Source organism: Brachybacterium sp. AOP25-B2-12, from assembly GCF_052378625.1.
In the GTDB taxonomy this organism is placed as follows: domain Bacteria; phylum Actinomycetota; class Actinomycetes; order Actinomycetales; family Dermabacteraceae; genus Brachybacterium.
On the sequence record NZ_JBQSXW010000001.1, the window covers coordinates 125,490 to 144,626 of the forward strand.

Annotated in this window: 17 protein-coding genes; 8 read left to right on the forward strand and 9 right to left on the reverse strand. The window is 72.7% G+C overall.

What is annotated here, in order from left to right:
• Positions 1-91: 91 nt before the first annotated feature.
• Genes dnaG through dusB form a run of 3 tightly spaced genes read right to left on the reverse strand, consistent with a single transcriptional unit; the run spans position 92 to position 4,642 of the window.
• The gene (dnaG, locus tag ACT3TZ_RS00625; protein ID WP_444581451.1) at positions 92-2,071 is read right to left on the reverse strand and encodes a DNA primase; all 1,980 of its coding nucleotides are present in this window, start codon (positions 2,069-2,071) and stop codon (positions 92-94) included.
• Positions 2,068-3,405, reverse strand: a complete 1,338-nt coding sequence (locus ACT3TZ_RS00630; RefSeq protein ID WP_444581452.1) for a deoxyguanosinetriphosphate triphosphohydrolase — start codon at positions 3,403-3,405, stop codon at positions 2,068-2,070. Before ACT3TZ_RS00630 ends, dnaG begins: the two co-directional genes overlap by 4 nt.
• 4 nt (positions 3,406-3,409) lie before the next feature.
• Positions 3,410-4,642: a tRNA dihydrouridine synthase DusB gene (gene dusB, locus ACT3TZ_RS00635; protein ID WP_444581453.1), complete on the reverse strand. Its 1,233-nt coding sequence runs from the start codon at positions 4,640-4,642 to the stop codon at positions 3,410-3,412.
• Between the two features lie 194 nt (positions 4,643-4,836).
• On the opposite strand from dusB, the gene ACT3TZ_RS00640 reads away from it, so the two are divergent.
• Both ACT3TZ_RS00640 and ACT3TZ_RS00645 read left to right on the forward strand, forming a co-directional pair.
• Complete coding sequence (locus ACT3TZ_RS00640) at positions 4,837-5,880, forward strand: LLM class flavin-dependent oxidoreductase (RefSeq protein ID WP_444581454.1); 1,044 nt, start codon at positions 4,837-4,839, stop codon at positions 5,878-5,880.
• 205 nt (positions 5,881-6,085) lie between these two features.
• Positions 6,086-7,171 carry an LLM class flavin-dependent oxidoreductase gene (locus ACT3TZ_RS00645; protein ID WP_444581455.1) on the forward strand — a complete coding sequence of 362 codons (1,086 nt, stop codon included), beginning with the start codon at positions 6,086-6,088 and terminating at the stop codon, positions 7,169-7,171.
• Positions 7,172-7,272: 101 nt separating this feature from the next.
• Here the strand turns inward: ACT3TZ_RS00645 and ACT3TZ_RS00650 are convergent, their stop codons facing one another.
• Positions 7,273-8,664 carry a glycine--tRNA ligase gene (locus ACT3TZ_RS00650; RefSeq protein ID WP_444581456.1) on the reverse strand — a complete coding sequence of 464 codons (1,392 nt, stop codon included), beginning with the start codon at positions 8,662-8,664 and terminating at the stop codon, positions 7,273-7,275.
• A 192-nt stretch (positions 8,665-8,856) separates the two neighbouring features.
• On the opposite strand from ACT3TZ_RS00650, the gene ACT3TZ_RS00655 reads away from it, so the two are divergent.
• From ACT3TZ_RS00655 to ACT3TZ_RS00675, 5 genes are read left to right on the forward strand one after another with little or no spacing between them, the layout of a single operon-like run.
• The gene (locus ACT3TZ_RS00655) at positions 8,857-9,870 is read left to right on the forward strand and encodes a metal ABC transporter substrate-binding protein (RefSeq protein ID WP_444581457.1); all 1,014 of its coding nucleotides are present in this window, start codon (positions 8,857-8,859) and stop codon (positions 9,868-9,870) included.
• Complete coding sequence (locus ACT3TZ_RS00660; protein WP_444581458.1) at positions 9,867-10,682, forward strand: metal ABC transporter ATP-binding protein; 816 nt, start codon at positions 9,867-9,869, stop codon at positions 10,680-10,682. Before ACT3TZ_RS00655 ends, ACT3TZ_RS00660 begins: the two co-directional genes overlap by 4 nt.
• A complete protein-coding gene (locus ACT3TZ_RS00665) occupies positions 10,679-11,563 on the forward strand; it encodes a metal ABC transporter permease (RefSeq protein WP_444581459.1) in 885 nt (294 codons plus the stop codon). The genes ACT3TZ_RS00660 and ACT3TZ_RS00665 overlap by 4 nt, the downstream gene beginning before the upstream one ends.
• A gap of 4 nt (positions 11,564-11,567) precedes the next feature.
• Positions 11,568-11,966, forward strand: coding sequence for a Fur family transcriptional regulator (locus ACT3TZ_RS00670; protein ID WP_444581460.1), 399 nt, complete (start codon positions 11,568-11,570; stop codon positions 11,964-11,966).
• A gap of 10 nt (positions 11,967-11,976) precedes the next feature.
• On the forward strand, positions 11,977-12,489 hold the full coding sequence (locus ACT3TZ_RS00675; RefSeq protein ID WP_444581461.1) for a DedA family protein: 513 nt from the start codon (positions 11,977-11,979) through the stop codon (positions 12,487-12,489).
• On the opposite strand, the gene ACT3TZ_RS00680 is transcribed toward ACT3TZ_RS00675, so the two are convergent.
• From ACT3TZ_RS00680 to ACT3TZ_RS00695, 4 genes are all read right to left on the reverse strand, one after another.
• Complete coding sequence (locus ACT3TZ_RS00680; RefSeq protein ID WP_444581462.1) at positions 12,410-13,219, reverse strand: isoprenyl transferase; 810 nt, start codon at positions 13,217-13,219, stop codon at positions 12,410-12,412. The two genes, ACT3TZ_RS00675 and ACT3TZ_RS00680, sit on opposite strands and share 80 nt — an antisense overlap.
• Before the next feature lie 71 nt (positions 13,220-13,290).
• Positions 13,291-14,022, reverse strand: coding sequence for a DNA repair protein RecO (recO, locus tag ACT3TZ_RS00685; RefSeq protein ID WP_444581463.1), 732 nt, complete (start codon positions 14,020-14,022; stop codon positions 13,291-13,293).
• A 34-nt stretch (positions 14,023-14,056) separates the two neighbouring features.
• Positions 14,057-14,824 carry a trans-aconitate 2-methyltransferase gene (locus tag ACT3TZ_RS00690; protein ID WP_444581464.1) on the reverse strand — a complete coding sequence of 256 codons (768 nt, stop codon included), beginning with the start codon at positions 14,822-14,824 and terminating at the stop codon, positions 14,057-14,059.
• Between the two features lie 86 nt (positions 14,825-14,910).
• Entirely contained in the window at positions 14,911-15,870 is a 960-nt protein-coding gene (locus ACT3TZ_RS00695) for a LysR family transcriptional regulator (protein ID WP_444581465.1), read from the reverse strand.
• A gap of 118 nt (positions 15,871-15,988) precedes the next feature.
• Between ACT3TZ_RS00695 and ACT3TZ_RS00700 the strand changes: the two genes are divergently transcribed.
• Positions 15,989-17,038 (forward strand): EamA family transporter, encoded by a 1,050-nt coding sequence (locus ACT3TZ_RS00700; RefSeq protein ID WP_444581466.1) that lies wholly within the window; start codon positions 15,989-15,991, stop codon positions 17,036-17,038.
• Positions 17,039-17,234: 196 nt separating this feature from the next.
• On the opposite strand, the gene leuA is transcribed toward ACT3TZ_RS00700, so the two are convergent.
• On the reverse strand, positions 17,235-18,944 hold the full coding sequence (gene leuA, locus ACT3TZ_RS00705; protein WP_444581661.1) for a 2-isopropylmalate synthase: 1,710 nt from the start codon (positions 18,942-18,944) through the stop codon (positions 17,235-17,237).
• Positions 18,945-19,137 lie beyond the last annotated feature (193 nt).

Genomic DNA, 19,137 nt, shown 5'->3' on the forward strand with positions numbered 1-19,137 from the left:
CGGCATCGTACGCTCCGTCATCACCTCGAGCCGGTGACCGTGGAGGGTCCGTCGACCTCGGAGCTCCCGTGAGCATCGCTGCCTCCGGAGCTCAGCTCTCCGCCGCCGCCTTCAGCGCCCGCCGCTTGTCCTGCAGGTTCGACAACCGCGTCATGATCCGCTGGTACTCGTCCGCGTCGCGCGTGGGGTCCGCGCGCTGGAGGCGCTTCCTGAGCACCGAGTACTCGCGGGTGAACGACAGCTCGGTGAGGCGGCCCAGCAGGGAGGTGGCGAGGCGTTCGAGGTCCGCCTCGCTGCGGGCGGGGAGCTGGAGGTTCGCGAGCTCGACGATGAGGGGGCGCACCGTCTCCCCCGCCACCTCGAGCACCTGGTCGAGGTAGCGCGCGGGGCTCAGGCGTCCGCCCACGGCGTCGAGCAGGGTGCCCGCGGCGAGCATGACGTCCCAGACGCCCTGCAGCGCGGGGACGTGGAACGAGTCGTCGGGCAGGGCTCCCACGGTCTCCTCGTCCAGGAGGTTCGGGGACTGCAGCAGCACGGCGAGCGCCTGGGTCTCCACCAGTCCCACCGGATCGCGAGGGTTCACGACATCGGCCAGCCGGGTGGTGGGCAGCGCACCGGATCCCTCGCCGTCCTCCCGTCGGGAGCCCTCGGGATGCGGCTCCGGGGCCGCATGGCGCCCGGGCTGGGCCGAGGCGCGGGCCGCGTCGTGGACGGCGCGCAGCACCGTGCGCTCGTCCATCCCGAGCCAGCCGGCCAGGCGGCGGGCGTACTCGGGTCGCATGGCCCGGTCCCGGATCCTCGCCACGACGGGCGCGGCCATCCGCAGGCCCGCCACCTGACCCTCGACCGTGTCGAGGTCCACCTGTTCGAGCACGGAGCGGATCGCGAACTCGAACAGCGGGCGACGACCGGCCACGAGGTCGCGGACGGCCTCGTCGCCCCGGGCGATCCGTAGCTCGCACGGGTCCATGCCGCCGCCCTCGACGGCCACGTAGGTCTGGGCGACGAACCGCTGGTCCTCGTCGAAGGCGCGGAGGGCGGCCTTCTGGCCGGCCGCGTCGCCGTCGAAGGTGAAGATGACCTCGCCGCCGATCCCGCGGGTCTCGCTGGACAGGCGCAGCCCCGCCGAGGGGTTGGTGTCCCCCATGACGCGGCGCACGATCTTGACGTGCTCGGAGCCGAAGGCCGTGCCGCAGGTCGCCACCGCCGTGGTGACGCCCGCGAGGTGGGCCGCCATGACGTCGGTGTAGCCCTCCATCACCACCACCTGGTGCTCGGAGGAGATGGTGCGTCGGGCAAGGTCCAGGCCGTACAGCACCTGGGATTTGTGGTAGATCGCGGTCTCGGGGGTGTTGAGGTATTTGGGGCCCTGGTCGGACTCGAGGAGCCTGCGGGCCCCGAAGCCGATGGTCTTGCCGGTGATGTCGCGGATGGGCCACACGAGGCGCCCGCGGAAGCGGTCGTAGACGCCGCGCTGTCCCTGGGACACCAGACCGCTGGCCACGAGCTCGGGCTCGGTGAAGCCGCGACCGCGCAGGTGCTTGAGCAGGCCGTCCCATCCCTCGGGTGCGAAGCCCACGCCGAAGAGCTCGGCCGCGGCACGGTCGAAGCCGCGTTCGGCGAGGAAGCGCCGGCCGACGCCCGCCGCGGGGGTCGTCAGCTGCTCACGGTAGAACGCCTCGGCGACGTCGTGGGCGTCCAGGAGCCGCTGGCGGGAGCCGAGGTCCGTGCGCTCCCCGCTGCCGCGGCCCGAGCCCTCCTCGTAGTGCAGGGTGACGTTGAAACGCCCGGCCAGGTACTCGACGGCCTCGACGAAGCTCAGGTGGTCGATCTTCTGGACGAAGGAGATCACGTCCCCGCCCTCGCCGCACCCGAAGCAGTGCCAGTGCCCCAGCAGGGGCCGGATGTGGAAGCTCGGGGTCTTCTCGTCGTGGAAGGGGCACAGCCCCTTCATCGAGCCGATGCCCGCGGTGCGCAGGGTGACGTGCTCCCCCACCACCTCGTCCAGGCGCGACCGCTCGCGGACGAGCTCGACGTCCTCGCGGCGGATCAGGCCGTTGCTCGTGGTCACAGGGAGGACCCCAGTCCCGGGAGCGGTTCGTCGGCGGCAGTGACGTGGCTGCCGCCCTCGACGTACAGCACGTCGTGGAGGCGACGTGCGGCGAGGTCGGTGTACGAGGCGATCTGGTCGACCACCACCCGACGTCGGGCGTCGTCGTCACCGGCCGTCTCCCACAGCTCCGCGTACAGCGGGGACAGGTGCGTCGTGCCGGTGCGCCACAGGGCGGCGAACAGGTCGCGGATGATCTGCTCCTGCTGCTCGTAGACGGGGGCCTGGCTCGCCGAGGACATCACGTACGCGGCGGCGAGCCCCTTGAGCACGGCGATCTCGAGGCGGGTCTCCTCCGGCACGACGATGTCGGCGTCGAAGCGCGCCACGGGCGCGTGCCCGCAGCCCTCGCGGGTCGCGGCGACGACGTCCCCGGTGAAGCGGCCGATGAGCTGGCTGGTCATGTCCTTGAGCCCGGCGGCGCTGCGCATCGTCCCCGTGAAGGAGCGCATCCACCAGGGCTGGGCCTCCAGGCGCCCCAGGGCCTCGTCGAGGTCGGCGATCGAGTCCTGCGGCGTGTACCAGTCCTGGACCACGTACAGCGCCGCGCCGCGCTCGAGGGTATCCGCGAGGCGCGCGAGGTCCAGCGACCCCCCGGTGACGGCATCCTCGATGTCGTGGACGGAGTAGGCGATGTCGTCGGAGGCATCCATGACCTGCGCCTCGAGGCACTTGCGCAGCGCCGGCGCGCCCTCGCGCGCCCAGTCGTAGACCCCCAGGTCATCGGCGTAGGCACCGAACTTCCGCGATCGCGGGTCCGGTCCCTCGCCGCGGGCCCACGGGTACTTGATCGCGGCATCGACGACGGCCCGGGTGAGGTTCAGGCCGTACGGGCGATCCGCCCCGACGATCTTGGGCTCGAGCCGGGTGAGCAGGCGCAGGGTCTGGGCGTTGCCCTCGAAGCCCCCGAAGTCCGCGGCCAGCTCGTCCAGGACCTTCTCGCCGTTGTGGCCGAAGGGCGGGTGCCCGAGGTCGTGGGACAGGCAGGCCGCGTCGACGACGTCGGGATCGCACCCCAGCTCGGTCGCGATGTCGCGTCCGACCTGCGCCACCTCGAGGGAGTGGGTCAGCCGCGTGCGCACGAAGTCGTCGGAGCCGGCGCCGAGCACCTGGGTCTTGGCGCCCAGGCGCCGCAGCGCCGAGGAGTGCAGCACGCGGGCACGGTCGCGCTGGAAGGGGGTTCGGGCCTGGGACTTCGGGGGCTCGACGGCCCAGCGCTCGACGTCCCGGGCGGCGTACCCAGGCGGCAGGGCCTCGGCAAGAGGTCCGGGGCCGGAGGCGCGGAGGGAGGTCACGGGATCAGCCTCCCGAGATCGAGAGCTCGGCCTCGTGCAGGCGCGAGGCGATGTCCGGGGTGATGTCGCGGGTGTCCATCCAGCCCTCGGGGCAGACCGGGCGCTTGGGGGTGCCGGCGCGCCCGCGCGGACCCTCGACGGCCTCGCCGGGGTACGGGGAGTCCAGGTCGAGCTCGGAGAGCTTGCGGTCGAGGTCCGCGAGGGACTCCATGGTCGCCAGGCGGTGCCGCATCTCGCCGCCGACGGGGTAGCCCTTGAAGTACCAGGCGACGTGCTTGCGCAGATCGCGCACGCCACGGCCCTCGTCCTCGAAGTACTCGACCAGCAGCTCGGCGTGTCGCCGCAGGATCCCGGCGACCTCGCCGAGGGTGGGGCGCACGCGATCCGGGCTGCCCGCGAAACCCGCGGCGAGATCGGCGAACAGCCACGGGCGGCCCTGGCAGCCCCGGCCCACCACGACGCCGTCGCACCCGGTCTCCTCGACCATCCGCAGGGCGTCCTCGGCGGACCAGATGTCCCCGTTGCCGAGCACGGGGATGTCGGTGACCAGCTGCTTGAGGTCTGCGATCGCGGTCCAGTCCGCCTCGCCCGAGTAGTGCTGGTTCACGGTGCGCCCGTGCAGGGCGATGGCCGCGGCCCCGACCTCCTGGGCGATGAGCCCGGCGTCGCGGTAGGTGACGTGGTCCTCGTCGATCCCGATGCGGGTCTTGACGGTGACCGGGACGTCCCCCGCGGCCCGGACCGCGGCGCGGACGATCCGTGTGAACAGCTCCGTCTTCCACGGCAGGATCCCGCCTCCGCCGCGGCGTGTCACCTTGGGCACGGGGCACCCGAAGTTCAGGTCGATGTGGTCGGCGAGGTCGCGCTCGCGGATCATCTCGACGGCGCGGCCCACGGTCGCGGGATCCACCCCGTACAGCTGCACCGAGCGCGGGGTCTCCCGCTCCCCCATCGTCACCAGGCGCCAGGACTCGCGATGGTCCTCGACCAGGGCGCGCGTGGTGACCATCTCCGAGACGAAGAAGCCGCCGTCGTCCTGGCTGTGCAGGGCACCGAACTCGCGGCACAGCAGCCGGAAGGCCATGTTGGTGATCCCGGCCATGGGTGCCAGCACCACCGGGGTGTCGAGGGTGTGGGGGCCGATGGTCAGGGTGCGGCGCGCGGCAGGACCAGGAGCACCGTCCGCCCGGTCGTGGGGGCGCAGGGTGCGTGCGGCGGAGGTGTCGAGCGTCGTCATCACCCTCGATTGTCCCATCGTCCGAGCCCCGGCGGTGCGTGATGTGCATCAGTGCGAGGTCTCCGGTGCTCCCGGCCATTCGTCATGCGGCGTCACCTCCGGTGCATCCCTCCGCGGCGCGCGCGGGATACTGCGGGCATTCCCCCGCGGGGTCCTCCGTGCTCCGCCCGCCGCCGTCCTCCCAGGAGACCCTCGTGACCGCTCGCGCCCTCGGATTCCTCGCCTTCGTCGACCACACCGGGATCCACGGCCACAGGTCCCAGGGGCTCGATGACGGCGTCGACCTCTTCGGCCGCGCCGAGCACCTGGGCTTCGACGTCGGCTACGTGCGCCACCGCCACCTCCAGGACTACCTCTCGACCCCGCTGCCCTTCCTGGCGGCCGCCGGGCTGCGGGCGCCCGGGCTGGACGTGGGGACCTCCCTCATCCCGCTGCGGTTCGAGAACGCCGGGCGCCTCGCGGAGGAGGCCGCGACCGTGGACCTCCTCCTGGGGGGACGGCTGCGTCTGGGGGTCGGATCCGGCTACGTCACGCAGGACGCGGTCAACACCCGGGCCTTCGGTCCCGTCGAGGGGGACGTGCGCGCCCACGTCGACACGGTCCTCGCCGACCTCCTGTCCTTCCTGGACGGGGAGCAGGTCGCGACGGCCGATCAGTTCTTCGAGACCGAGACGGAGGGCACCCCGCTCGTGGTGAGGCCCCAGGCCCCGGGGCTGCGCTCCCGGGTCGCCTACGGGGCGGGATCGCTCGCGAGCGCCCGGGCCGCCGGGCTCCAGGGCATCGGACTGCAGGTCTCGACGCTCCAGCCCTCCGACGGCTCCGGACGCTCCTTCGAGGAGCTGCAGCGCGACGTGATCCGCGCCTACCGGGCCGCGTGCCGCGAGGCCGGGCACGGCGAGGGCCGCGTCGCCGCCTCCCGACGGGTGCTGCCTGCCGACAGGCCCGAGGACCTCCGGGGCTTCGAGGACCTCATCGAGCGGGACAGCGTGCGCCAGGAGGCCATGCGGGAGGGGACCGCGACGATCGGGGGCCGGCCGGCCGCCTTCGGGCACGTCGCCTCGGGTGATCCCGCCGACGTCGCGGCGTTCCTCGCGCGGGACGTTGCCCTGGCCGAGGCGGACGAGGTGGTGCTCGCCCTGCCGTTCGGGCATCCCATCGAGGTGGTCCGCCGGATCGTCGAGAGCTACGCGCGCGGCGTCGCGCCGGTGCTGCGCGCCCAGGTCGGCGTCACCGGCTGAGGTCGCACGGGCGCAACCTGGCGCCCTGGTCGCGAGACCTCTGCCACGCGGAGGGTGGACGTATCGGACGCTCCGGTCGAAAAGGGGTGCACACCGGGACCAATGGTCCCGATGAGCCGTCGCGGCAGATGACAGCATCGGAGCGTCGGGAGGGCCATCGCGGACGACCGTCCGCTCCTGCTCCCACGCGAAGGAGCCCTGCCCCATGACCCAGCGGATCGCCCTCACCGGCCCCGGCCCGCGCCCGGACCTCAACCTCGGGATCCTCGCCTTCGTCGACCATGCCGGGATCGCCGCCCGCGACGGCCGGGTCAGGTCACGGGGCCTCGCCGAGGGCTTCGCGCTGTTCGAGCTGGCCGAGCTGCTCGGGTACGACGTGGGCTACGTGCGCACCCGCCACCTGCAGCGCTACCTCTCCTCACCGCTGCCGTTCCTCGCGGCCCTCGGGCAGCACGTGCGGCGGATGCGGCTGGGCACCCAGGTGATCCCCCTGCGCTTCGAGAACGCAGGCCGCCTCGCCGAGGACCTCGCGACCACCGATCTGCTGCTCGAGGGACGCCTGCGCGCGGGTGTGGGTCCCGGCTACTCGGCGCGCGACGCGATCAACGTCCGGGCCTTCGGGATCCCCGAGGGCGGTGTCCGCGAGCACGTGGACCGGACGCTGACCGGGCTCCTGGCCTTCCTCGACGGGGAGACGGTCTCGCTGGCGGACACGCACGTCGAGACCGCGGACCCCGGAGCTCCGCTCCAGGTCCAGCCCCAGGTCCCGGGCCTGCGGGAGCGGCTGTCCTACGGCGCGGCGACGGTGCGCGGCGCGGGGCTCGCCGGAACCCTCGGGCTGGGACTGCAGCTGACCACGATGCATCCCGACGACGGCTCGGGCCGTCCCGTCGACGAGCTGCAGGCCGAGCTCATCCATGCCTACCGAGAGGCCTGCCAGATCGGGGGCCTCGGCGACGGCCACGTCTCGGTGGGCCGCCTGGCGCTGCCGATCCGCACGGACGCCGACCGCGAGCTGTTCGACGGGCTCATCACCGAGGACGGCTGGCATCGCCGCGCGCGGCAGGAGGGACTGCTCGAACGGGAGATCGGCGGCGGTCCGGCCGTGTTCGCTCCGGTCCCCGTCGACGACCCCGCCGGGGTCGCCGCCGCGCTCCAGGCCGACCGCGCCGTGGCCGCGGCCGACGAGCTGGTGCTCTCCCTGCCCATGGACCGACCGATCGACCTGGTGCGCCGCATCGTCGTCACCTTCGCCCAGGACGTCGCGCCCCTGCTCCGCACCCGGCGCTGAGCGCGGATCCCCCGCGAGGCCGCGCGCGACCCGCACACCGAGAGAGGGAGCCGGGTCCCGCGCGGCGGCGGGACCCGGCTCCCTCTCGGTGAGCCCGGGGTTCAGGCGCCGGCGAGCCGCTCGGCGAGGTAGCCGCGCACCTGCGTCAGGGCCACGCGCTCCTGGGCCATGGTGTCGCGGTCACGGATCGTGACGGCCTGGTCCTCGGCGGTGTCGAAGTCGACCGTGATGCACAACGGGGTGCCGATCTCGTCCTGGCGACGGTAGCGGCGTCCGATGGCCTGGGAGACGTCGACCTCCACGTTCCACAGGCCGCGCAGCTCCTGCGCGAGGTCCTGGGCCCGCGGGACCAGGTCCCCGCTCTTGGACAGCGGCAGCACGGCGGCCTTGACGGGCGCCAGGCGCGGGTCCAGGCGCAGCACCGTGCGGGTGTCGACGCCGCCCTTGGTGTTGGGGGCCTCGTCCTCGGTGTAGGCGTCGACCAGGAAGGCCATCATCGACCGGGTGAGCCCGAAGGACGGCTCGATGACGTACGGGGTGTACCGCTCGCCGCTGGCCTGGTCGAAGTACTGCAGCTTGGTGCCCGAGGCCTCCGTGTGGTTGTTCAGGTCGAAGTCGGTGCGGTTGGCGATCCCCATGAGCTCGCCCCACTCGCTGCCCTGGAACCCGAAGCGGTACTCGATGTCGATCGTGCCGGCGCTGTAGTGGGCGCGGTCGTCCTCGGGGACGTCGAAGCGGCGGAGGTTCGCCGGATCGATCCCCAGGCCCACGAACCAGTCCCAGGAATCCTCCACCCAGCGCTCGAACGCGGCGTCGGCCTCCGCGGGCGGCGTGAAGTACTCGATCTCCATCTGCTCGAACTCGCGGGTGCGGAAGATGAAGTTGCCCGGGGTGATCTCGTTGCGGAAGGCCTTGCCCACCTGGCCGATCCCGAACGGCGGCTTCCTGCGCGCGGCGGTCACGACGTTCAGGAAGTTGACGAAGATCCCCTGGGCGGTCTCGGGCCGCAGGTAGTGCAGACCCTGCTCGTTGTCCACGGCGCCCAGATAGGTCTTCATGAGCCCGGAGAACTGCTGGGGCTCGGTCCAGGAGCCCTCCTGCCCGGTCTCGGGGTCGCGGACATCGGCGAGGCCGTTGGCGGGCTCATGCCCGTGCTTGGCGACGTAGGCCTCGATGAGGTGGTCGGCGCGATAGCGCTTGTGGGTGTGCAGGGACTCCACCAGCGGATCCGTGAAGGTCTCCACGTGCCCGGAGGCCTCCCAGATCCGGGTCGGCAGGATCACGGCGGAATCCAGGCCCACCATGTCCTCGCGCCCCTGGACGAAGGTGCGCCACCACTGCCGGCGGATGTTCTCCTTCAGCTCGACGCCGAGTGGCCCGTAGTCCCAGGCCGACCGCGTTCCGCCGTAGATCTCACCTGCCGGGAAGACGAATCCGCGCCGCTTGGCGAGCGCGATCACATGGTCCAGGGCAGAGGGCGGGGGCTTGGCCACGACGGGACTCCTGCGGCAGGCTGGGGGGAGATGGACGGGCCGACCACCGAGGTGGATCGGCCGTCCTGCCAGCATATCGACGGCCCCGTGCCCGAGCGACCAGGATTCCGACGGCGGACCACGATGCCGCATGCATCACGTCGTGCCGGCACGGTTTGCACCAGCCCCCCGGCCCTGTTGATAATGATTTTCATGCAGAGTTCCCCGCGCCATCCCCAGGACCCCTCCCCGCCGACCCCCCACGCGCTCGGACGCCGGTCCCTGCTGCGGGCCGGAGGCGTCTCGGCTCTCGGTCTGGCGCTGGCCGCGTGCGGGTCCTCGGGATCCGGCGCCGACGGGAAGCCCCTCGTCGTGGTCGGCTGCTACGGCCTCGAGTACATGGCGACCCTCGTGGCGGGCGATGCCGCCGAGGTCTGGAACCTCGCCCAGCCCGGGAGCGAGCCGCACAGCCTGGAGCTCTCGGTGGCCGAGGCCGCCAAGGTCGCCCAGGCCGCCGTGATCGTCCAGATCCCTGGCTTCCAGTCCGCCGTCGACGACGTCATCAGCGCGAAGTCGCTCGGAGACATCACCCTCGACGTCTCGACGGTTGTCGAGATGCTGCCCGCCGCCGGCGGGCATGATCACGCCGGGGCGGAGGGGCACGACGATGCCGCGTCCGACGCGGGCGAGGGCGAGCACTCCGAGGGGCACGGGGCCACCGACCCCCACATGTGGACCGACCCCACGCTGCTGGCCACGGTCGCGACCGCGCTCGGCGAGCGCCTCGCCGCCCAGGACGAGGCCCACGCCGACGCCATCCGGGAGCGCGCCACGAAGGCCGTGGAGATCCTCACCGCTCTCGACGAGGACCTGCGCGCGACCTACGACGCCGTGACCGACCCCAAGGTCTTCGTCACCAGCCACACCGCCTTCGCGTACATGGCCCATCGCTACGGGCTCGAGCAGGTGGGCATCACCGGGATCGACCCCGAGACGGAGCCCTCGCCCCAGCGGCTGCTGCAGCTGCGCACGGTCATCGAGGAGAAGCAGGTCTCCACGGTCTGCTTCGAGGTCAACGCCTCCCCCAAGGTCGCCGAGACCCTCGCCGAGAGAGCAGGCGTCACGGCCGACTCCCTCGACAACCTCGAGACCCGCCTCGATCCCGACAAGGACTACGCGCAGGTGATGCGCGAGGACGCCGCCAAGCTCGTCGCGACGTGGTCATGACGTCGGAGCCCGGCGCGAGCACCGCCGCCGTGACGCCCCCTGCGGGCACGGAGACCGTCGCCACCGCGACGCCCGCGCCCGTCGTGGAGGTCTCCCACCTCGACGTGGCCCTCGGCGCCCGGCCCGTCCTGCACGACGTGTCGATGCGCGTCGATGCCGGGGAGATGGTGGCCCTGCTCGGTGCCAACGGCTCGGGCAAGTCCACCCTCCTGCGGGCGATCGCCGGGATCCTCCCCGCCCGGGCCGGCTCCGTCCGGCTCTTCGACCGACCCATCACCGACCAGGGCGCCCACGACCGCCTGGGCTACGTCCCGCAGTTCGCCGAGGACGCCGGCTCCATCCCCGCCACGGCCCGCGAGACCGTCGCGGCCGGGCTGCTGGGCCCCCGGCGTTGGTTCGTGCGCGCCCGCGATCCGCGCGTCACCGCGCTGCTGCAGGACGTGGGCCTCGCCGACCTCGCCGACCGTCCTGTCACCCAGATGTCCGGCGGCCAGCGGCAGAGGGTGCTGATCGCCCGTGCGCTGGTGCGCGCGCCCGCCGTCCTGGTGCTCGACGAGCCCTTCTCCGGTGTCGACGTCACGACGCAGAGGACGCTCGCGACGCTCCTGTCCCGCCTGCAGGACCGGGGGACGACGGTGCTGGTGGTGCTCCACGAGCTCGGCGTCCTGGAGTCCTCCATCGACCGTGCTGTCGTCCTGGACCACGGCCGCGTCGTGCACGACGGCCGTCCGGCGGAGCGGCCCCTGCTGGACCCCGGGCACGACCACGCCGTCGTGCCCACCACCTACCTCGGACGGGAGTTGCACCCGTGACCATCTCCCCGTGGGAGCTGCTGAGCTCCGACATCATGCGCTACCCGCTCGTGATCGCCGTGCTCATGGGGCTGACCGCCCCCGTGGTCGGCACCTACCTGGTCCAGAAGCGGCTGTCGCTGCTGGGCGACGGCCTGGGGCACGTGTCCCTGACCGGCGTCGCGATCGGCTGGCTGGTCGGCGCGTGGCTGCAGACGACGCCGCACGACGCGCTGGCCCTGCCCGGGGCGCTCGCGGCCTCCGTGATCGGAGCCCTCGTCATCGAGTTCGTGCGCGAGGTGGGTCACACGAGCCGTGACGTGGCCATGGCGATCCTCTTCTACGGCGGGATCGCCGGCGGCGTCGTCGTCATCCAGCTGGCCGGGGGGACCTCGGCGAGCCTGATGGGCTACCTCTTCGGGTCCCTCTCGACCGTGACCTCGACCGATGTCCTGATCTCGAGCGTGCTGGCCGTGATCGTGCTGGCCGTCGGGATGGGCCTGTGGCGCCTCCTGTACGCCGTGACGAGCGACGAGGACTTCGCCCGTGCCTCCGGCCTCCCGGTGCGGGCCGTGAACATCCTCATCGCCGTCATCGCGGCGCTCACCGTGACCCTGGCGATGCGTATCATCGGAGTGCTGATGGTCTCGGCCCTCATGATCGTCCCGGTCGCCGCCGCGCAGACCGTGGTCGTCGGGTTCGCCCGGACGATGCGCACGGCCATGATCATCGGCATCGTGTGCAGCCTCGGCGGGCTGCTCCTGACGGCCTACGTCGATCTCCCACCCGGTGGGGTGATCGTGCTGGCGACCGTCGCCGTGTACGCGCTGGGACTTCTCGTGAGGACGCTGAGGAACCGGCTCGGATCCGCCACCTCGCCGACGGTGGCCGTGGAGGGCTGAACCCGTGCAGCGCAATACCCGTCAGCGTGCCGCGATCCTCGATGTGCTCTCGCGCCAGGACGACTTCCGCAGCGCGCAGCAGATCCACGAGCAGGCCCGCACCGACGGCCAGGGCGTGGGCCTGGCCACCGTCTACCGCACCCTGCAGGCGCTCGCGGGCGCTGGCGAGGTGGACGTGCTCGTCACCGACGATGGCGAGTCGATCTTCCGCCAGTGCGCCGACGCCGCCCACCATCACCACCTCGTGTGCCGCGAGTGCGGCCGGACCGTCGAGTTCCAGGCCCCCGAGATGGAGGAGTGGACGCGGCAGATGGCCGCCCGCCACGGCTTCACCGACGTCCATCACACGATGGAGATCTTCGGGCTGTGCCCCGATCACACCGCGCCCGCCGCGGACGCCTGATCCGCCCCCGATGGACTGGATCCGCGACCTCCCCCTGATCCCCGCGATCGCCGTGCTGTGGGTGATCGTGCTGCTGCGCGCCGGAGGCACCTACGCGATCGGCCGCGGGGCGCACCGCCTGGCCCGGCGGGGTCGGCTCGAGGAGATGCTGAGCTCGCCCAAGGTGGCGCGGGCCACCGACGTGGTCAACCGCTGGGGCGCCCCGGTCATCGCCCTGAGCTTCCTGACCGTCGGGTTCCAGACCGCGGCCAACGCCGCCGCGGGACTGACCCGCATGCCCGTGCGCCGCTACCTGCCCGCGCTCGCGATCGGGGGCCTGGCCTGGGCGACGATCTACGCGACCGTGGGCCTCGCGGCGATCGCCCTGTGGGTGGACCTGTTCCTGCGGAGCCCGTGGGCGGCCGTGGCCGCGCTGGTCCTCCTCGCGGGGATCGTCGTCGCGCTCATCGTGCGTCGTCGTCGGGGGCGGTCGGAAGGTCGATCGCTCCCCCGTACCGACGGTCCCGACGCGCGTACTCCGTGATCGCGCGCCACAGCACCCGCCGGTCCACGTCCGGCCACAGCTCGGGCACGAACACCAGCTCCGCGTAGGCGGCGTGCCACAGCAGGAAGTTCGAGGTGCGCTGCTCCCCGCTGGTCCGCAGGAACAGGTCGACATCGGGCATGTCCGGATCCCCCACGAGGCGCCCGAAGCTCTTCTCGGTGATGCTGCGCGGACGGACGCGTCCCTGCTTCGCCTCCTCGGCGATCTCGCGCACCGCATCGACGATGTCCGCGCGCCCGCCGTGGTTGACGCACATGTACAGGGTCATCCGGGTGTTGTGCCGCGTCAGCTCCTCGGCCTCCTGGAGCTCGCGGATCACCGAGCCCCACAGCCGCTGGGGGCGGCCGATCCACACGATCCGCACGCCCCAGGAGTTCAGCGTGTCCCGCTGTCGGCGCAGCACCGAGCGGGAGAAGCCCATGAGGAAGCGCACCTCCTCGGGCGACCGCGCCCAGTTCTCGGTGGAGAAGGCGTAGGCGCTGAGGTGGGTCACGCCCACCTGCAGGGCACCGGCGACGACGTCCAGGAGAGCCGCCTCGCCCGCCTCGTGCCCCGCCGTGCGTGGGAGCCCCCGCTGATTGGCCCAGCGGCCGTTGCCGTCCATGACGACGGCGACGTGCGCCGGGACCACGGCGGCCGGGAGGACGGGCGGGCGGGCGCCGGAGGGATGCGTGAAGGGCTCGGCGGACGGACGTGACCTGCGGGGCATGTGGACTCCTGAGCGATGGGGTGCGGATCGACGGTACGGAGGATCGAGGGACGGTGTCGAAGGCGTCGCGCTCAGCGCTCGACGTACCCCAGGGCCCGCACCCCGCGTTCGAGGTGCCAGGTGACGGTGTCGGCGATCAGACGGCCCGCCTCGACCCGGATCGTGTCGTCGTCGGCCAGCACGCTGTCCCAGTCCCCCGCGAGCAGGAAGATCATGTGCTCGACGGCCGCGCGGCGCACCGCGACGGCTCCCGGGCGGCGGCACGCCGAGCAGACGAGCCCGCCCGCCGCGACGTCGTACGCGTGGTGGGGGCCCTCCGCCCCGCACAGGGCGCAGGTGCTGAGGTCCGGGGCCCAGCCCGCGTAGGCGAGGGTGCGCAGGAGGAACGCGTCGAGCACCTGGTCCGCTGGCACGCGCCCCTCGGCGGCGGTGCGCAGGGCTCCGACCAGCAGCAGGAACTGCCGGGCGGAGGGGTCCACGACGTCATCGGTGAGGCGGTCGGTGGTCTCGAGCATCGCCGAGGCCGCGGTGTACCGGGAGTAGTCGGCGCTGATGCCGGTCGCGAAGGCCTCGATGCCGACGACCTGGGTGACGGTGTGCAGGGACCGCCCGGTGTGCAGCTGCACGTCCACGAGACCGAAGGGCTCGAGGCGGGCACCGAAGCGGCTGCCGGTGCGGCGCACACCCTTGGCGACGGCGCGCACCTTCCCATGGCGGCGGGTGAGCAGGGTGATGATGCGGTCCGCCTCGCCCAGGGGGTGGGTGCGCAGGACGATCGCGTCGTCCCGGTAGAGCTTGAGCATGATGCCCCCGAATCTACCGCCGCACCCCGACGGATCAGGGACGGCGCGCGACCGCGAAGATCCTGCGGAAGGGAAGGATCACGGAGCCGTCGGCGCGGGGCGGGTAGGCCTCGCGCAGCAGCTCCCCGTACTCGTCGACGAACCGGGCCCGGAGGGGGTCTGGCAGCGCCTGCACGGTGGGCCGCACCCCGGTGCCCAGCACCCACCGCAGGACCGGGTCCTGCCCCCGCAGGACGTGCAGGTAGGTGGTCTCCCAGACATCCGCCTCCGCGCCCGCCGCCTCGAGGGCCTCGAGGTAGGTGGCGGGATCGTGGGAGGACGGCACGGCGACGTCCGCCAGGTGCGGGGCGAACCGGGGATCCGCGGCGAGCCGGGTCCGCAGGACATGGCTGGGCTCGGCGAAGTTCCCGGGCACCTGCATCGCGAACCACCCCCCGGGCGCGACCCGTCCCAGCAGCGGGCCCAGGAGGTCCAGGTGACCGGGGACCCATTGCAGCGCGGCGTTGGTGACGAGCACGTCCACGGGCGTCGGGGGCTCCCAGGTGCGCAGGTCCGCGAGGAGGGCGTCGATGCCGGGGACCTCTCGGGCCCGCGCGACCATCTCGGGACTCGCGTCGACCGCCGTGACCGTCGCCTCCGGCCAGCGCCGCGCGAGCAGCGCGGTGAGGGTGCCGGGGCCCGCGCCGAGGTCGGCGACGGTGCGAGGCGCCGAGGCACCGACCCGCGCGAGCAGATCGAGGAAGGGACGTGCGCGGTCGTCGGCGAACTGGAGGTAGGTGTCAGGATCCCAGGTGTGGGGCATGCTCGCTCCTCATGATCGTCCGGGACCCGGCCGCAGTGCGCCGGCGGCGCCGCCGAGATGGTGCTGTCCGATCACCGCGCCCCGCGTTATCTTGACGTCAAGATACCAGAGCGGTCAGGGCGCGATCTCCTGATCGGCCACCCGTGGGCTCTCGGCCAGCGCCGCCTCCTGGAGCGCGGTGCGGAACGCCCGGATCGCCGGATGCGCGCTGCGACCCGCTCGGACGGCCGTGTAGATCTGCCGTCGCGGGTCCCCCGGGAGCCTCCGCAGCCGCGTCCCCCCGAGGTGCGGGCGGCGATGAGCGAGGGGATCAGCGCCACCGCATGGCCCGAGCGCACCAGGTGAGCCTGGAGCAGGGGGTCGGGGCTGTCGAAGCGCACCTCCGGCTCGAACCCGGCGGTGCGCAGCGCCGAGCGCGCCCAGGCGCCCGCCGGGGTGTCCGCGAGGTCCAGCGCCCACGGGGCGGCGGCGAGGTCCGTGAGCCGGGCCGGTCGCGACCAGGGCCCCTCCCGCGGGAGCACCAGCAGGAGGGGATCCGAGACCAGGTGGGCGCGGTCCACCCCCGGACGCAGCTCCTCGTGGACCCCCGGGAACTCCTCCCCCAGGATCAGGTCGAACTCCCGGGTCAGCAGCCCCTCGAAGGAGGGGGCGAGCTCCTGCTGGGTGATGGTGATGCGCAGGGCGGGGTGCCGCTCGGCCAGGAGCGAGAGGGCCGGCGGCGCGATCGACAGCAGAGGTGTCTGGAACGAGGCCACGTGGAGGGTCCCGGCGGTCTCGGGTCGAGCATGGGCGAGGTGGGACTCGGCGCGTTCGAGGCGCTCGAGCACGGCGTCGGCATGCTCGACGAGGATCAGGGCGGCATCGGTCAGGCGCACCCGGCGGCCCACCCTCTCCAGGAGCGTCGTGCCGGACTCGCGCTCGAGCTGGGCGAGCTGCTGGGAGACGGCCGAGGGCGAGTACGACATCGAGCGTGCGACCTCGGCGAGGGTCCCCAGGCGGTGCAGCTCCGAGAGCATGCGCAGGCGCACCAGGCTCCACCCGATCATCGCGATCCCCTCTCGTGGTCCCGTGCGTCCACGGGCTCACGATACGTCAGCCGAGCTTCACGATCATCGTCAAGAAGTCACGCTGGACTGCACCATCGTCCACGAGGATCCTGGATGCATGCCCGCCCCCTCCTCTGCCCCCCGCTCCGGGGCCCCCGTCGCGATGATCCTCGGCTCGTGCGTGTCCCTCCAGATCGGGGCCGCCTTCGCGGCCGGACTGTTCCCGGCGCTGGGCTCCTGGGGCGTGACGACATTGCGCCTGGGCCTGGCTGCCATCGTGCTGGGCATCGCGATCCGTCCGGCGCTGCTGCGCTGGGACCGGAGGCAGTGGAAGGCGATGGTGTGGTTCGGCCTCGCGATGGGCGGCATGAACGGCAGCTTCTACGCCGCGATCGAGCGGATCCCCCTGGGAACGGCCGTGGCCATCGAGTTCCTGGGGCCGCTCGTGCTGTCGGCGGTGCTGTCGCGGCGGCGGCTGGACCTGGCGTGCGTGGCCCTCGCGCTGGCGGGCGTGTCCCTGTTCGGCGTCGAGTCGTTCGCGGGGGTCACGGCCCTGGACCCGGTGGGCGTCGCCTTCGCGCTCGTCGCGGGCGTGTTCTGGGCCGGCTACATCCTCACGAGCTCCGCCGCGGGCGCCCTCGTCCCCGGGCACGGCAGCGTGGCCGTCGCCATGGCGATCGGCGCCCTCGTGCTGATGCCCCTCGGCGCGCCGGGGGTCGTGCGCGCCGTCACGGAGCCGCACCTGCTGCTGCTCGCGCTCGGGTGCGCCCTGCTGGCCTCGGTGATCCCCTACTCGCTCGAGCTGTCGGCGCTGCGCCGGATCCCGCGCCACGTGTTCGGGATCCTGCTGAGCCTCGAGCCGGCCGTCGCGGCCCTCGCGGGCCTGATGCTCCTGGGCCAGCCCGTGACGGCGCTGGGCATCGCCGCGATCGCGCTCGTCATCGGGGCGAGCATCGGCACCACCGTGAGCGGTCGCCTCGCGGGACGGCGGGCCGGCGACGGGGCGACGGCCGTGGACCGGTCGACCGATGGCCTCGCACCCGTGCCCCAGATCGCACATGTCGCCGGGGCGCTGGATCCCGAGGAGGATCCTGCGGCGCGCGATCCGGCCGACATGGAGGACCTGCCCGCCCCGCCGGCGGACGCGGCATCGCCGTCCGCACGGTGAGGCGGCGCCTCACCACGGCATCGCGTCATCGCGTCATCGAAGCACAGGGCCACTCGCCACCGAGCCACCGTGACACGTCGCGCAGGGCATCCGGATCGCCGGCACCCCGGTGTCGATCCCCGCAGCGCGCGGCCTCACGTTCGGGAGCCCCGACCCGTCGCGAGGCGGCAGATCGGGGCTCCCGACGGGGTGGGCCTCAACCCTCGAGGCGGCGGGCGCGGTTGACGGCCGAGACGATCGCCTGCATCGAGGCGCGGGTGATCGAGCCGTCGATCCCGACGCCCCACACGATCCGGTCGCCGATCTCGCACTCGACGTACGCGGCGGCCAGCGACTGCTCGCCCTCGGTCAGGGCGTGCTCGGCGTAGTCGAGGATCCGCACCGGGGCGCCGTGCTCGGACAGCGCCCGCACGAAGGCGTCGAGGGGTCCGTTGCCGATCCCGGTCACCGAGCGCACCTCGCCGTCCACGAGCAGCTCGACGGTGACGCGATCGGCGCCCTCGCCCTGGGACTCGTGCTGGACGCCGCGGAAGCCATACCGGCCCCAGGCCTTGGACGCGTCGGTCGCCGGCAGGTACTCGTCGACGAAGTAGTCCCACAGCGCCGCCGGCGAGACCTCGCCGCCCTCGGCGTCCATCGTGCGCTGGACGATCGCGGAGAACTCGATCTGGAGGCGGCGCGGCAGGTCCAGGCCGTGCTCGGTGCGCAGCAGGTAGGCCATGCCGCCCTTGCCGGACTGCGAGTTCACGCGGATCACGGCCTCGTAGGAGCGCCCCAGGTCCTTGGGGTCGATGGCCAGGTACGGGACCCGCCAGGTGGCCTCGTCGATCGAGGTGCACGCGGCGTCGGCCGTGGCCTGCATCGCCTCGAGGCCCTTCTTGATGGCGTCCTGGTGGGAGCCGGAGAAGGCGGTGAACACGAGGTCGCCGCCGTAGGGCGAGCGTTCGGGGACCCGCATCTGGTTGCAGTGCTCGACGGTGCGGCGGACGTCGTCGAGATCCGAGAAGTCGATCTGCGGGTCCACGCCCTGGCCGAACAGGTTCAGGCCCAGCGTCACCAGGTCGACGTTGCCGGTCCGCTCGCCGTTGCCGAACAGGCAGCCCTCGATGCGGTCGGCACCGGCGAGGTAGCCGAGCTCGGCGGCCGCGACACCCGTGCCGCGGTCGTTGTGGGGGTGCAGCGACAGCACGATCGCCTCGCGGCGGTCCAGGTGGCGGCTCATCCACTCGATGGAGTCGGCATAGACGTTGGGGGTGGCCATCTCGACGGTCGCCGGGAGGTTGACGATCATGCGGCGCTCGGGGGTGGGCTTGATGACATCGATGACGGCGTTGCACACGCGCACGGCGTACTCGAGCTCGGTGCCCGTGTAGGACTCCGGGGAGTACTGGTAGACGATCTCGGTGCCCTCGAGGGTCTCCTCGTACTTCTTGCAGAGCAGGGCGCCCTGGACGGCGAGATCCAGGATCCCGTCCTCATCGGAGCGGAAGACGACCTCGCGCTGCAGCACCGAGGTGGAGTTGTAGAGGTGGACGACGGCCTTCTTGGCGCCGGCGAGGGACTGGTAGGTCCTCTCGATGAGGTGCTCGCGCGCCTGGGTGAGCACCTGGATGGTGACGTCACCGGGGATGCGGTCCTCCTCGATGAGGGTCCTCACGAAGTCGAAGTCCGTCTGGGAGGCGGCCGGGAAGCCCACCTCGATCTCCTTGTAGCCCATCCGCACGAGCAGCTCGAACATCCGCAGCTTGCGCTCGGAGTTCATGGGGTCGATGAGCGCCTGGTTGCCGTCGCGCAGGTCCACGGCGCACCAGCGGGGCGCGCGCGTGATCTCGCGATCGGGCCAGGTGCGGTCCGGGAGATGCACCCGGATCTGCTCGGAGAACGGCTGGTACCGGGCGAACGGCATGCCCGAGGGCTGCTGGGGGTCCTGGCCGTCGGCACCGACGACGGGGACGTCCGGGTCCTGGGTGGCGGCGACCACAGGGAGGGTGCGCACGGGGCCGGCCGAGGCGGCCTCCGAGGAGGCGTCGCGGGCCGTGGTGGACGGGTCCGTGCTGGACGAGGCCGTGGTGGTCTGGGGCGTGGTGGTCACGATGGGG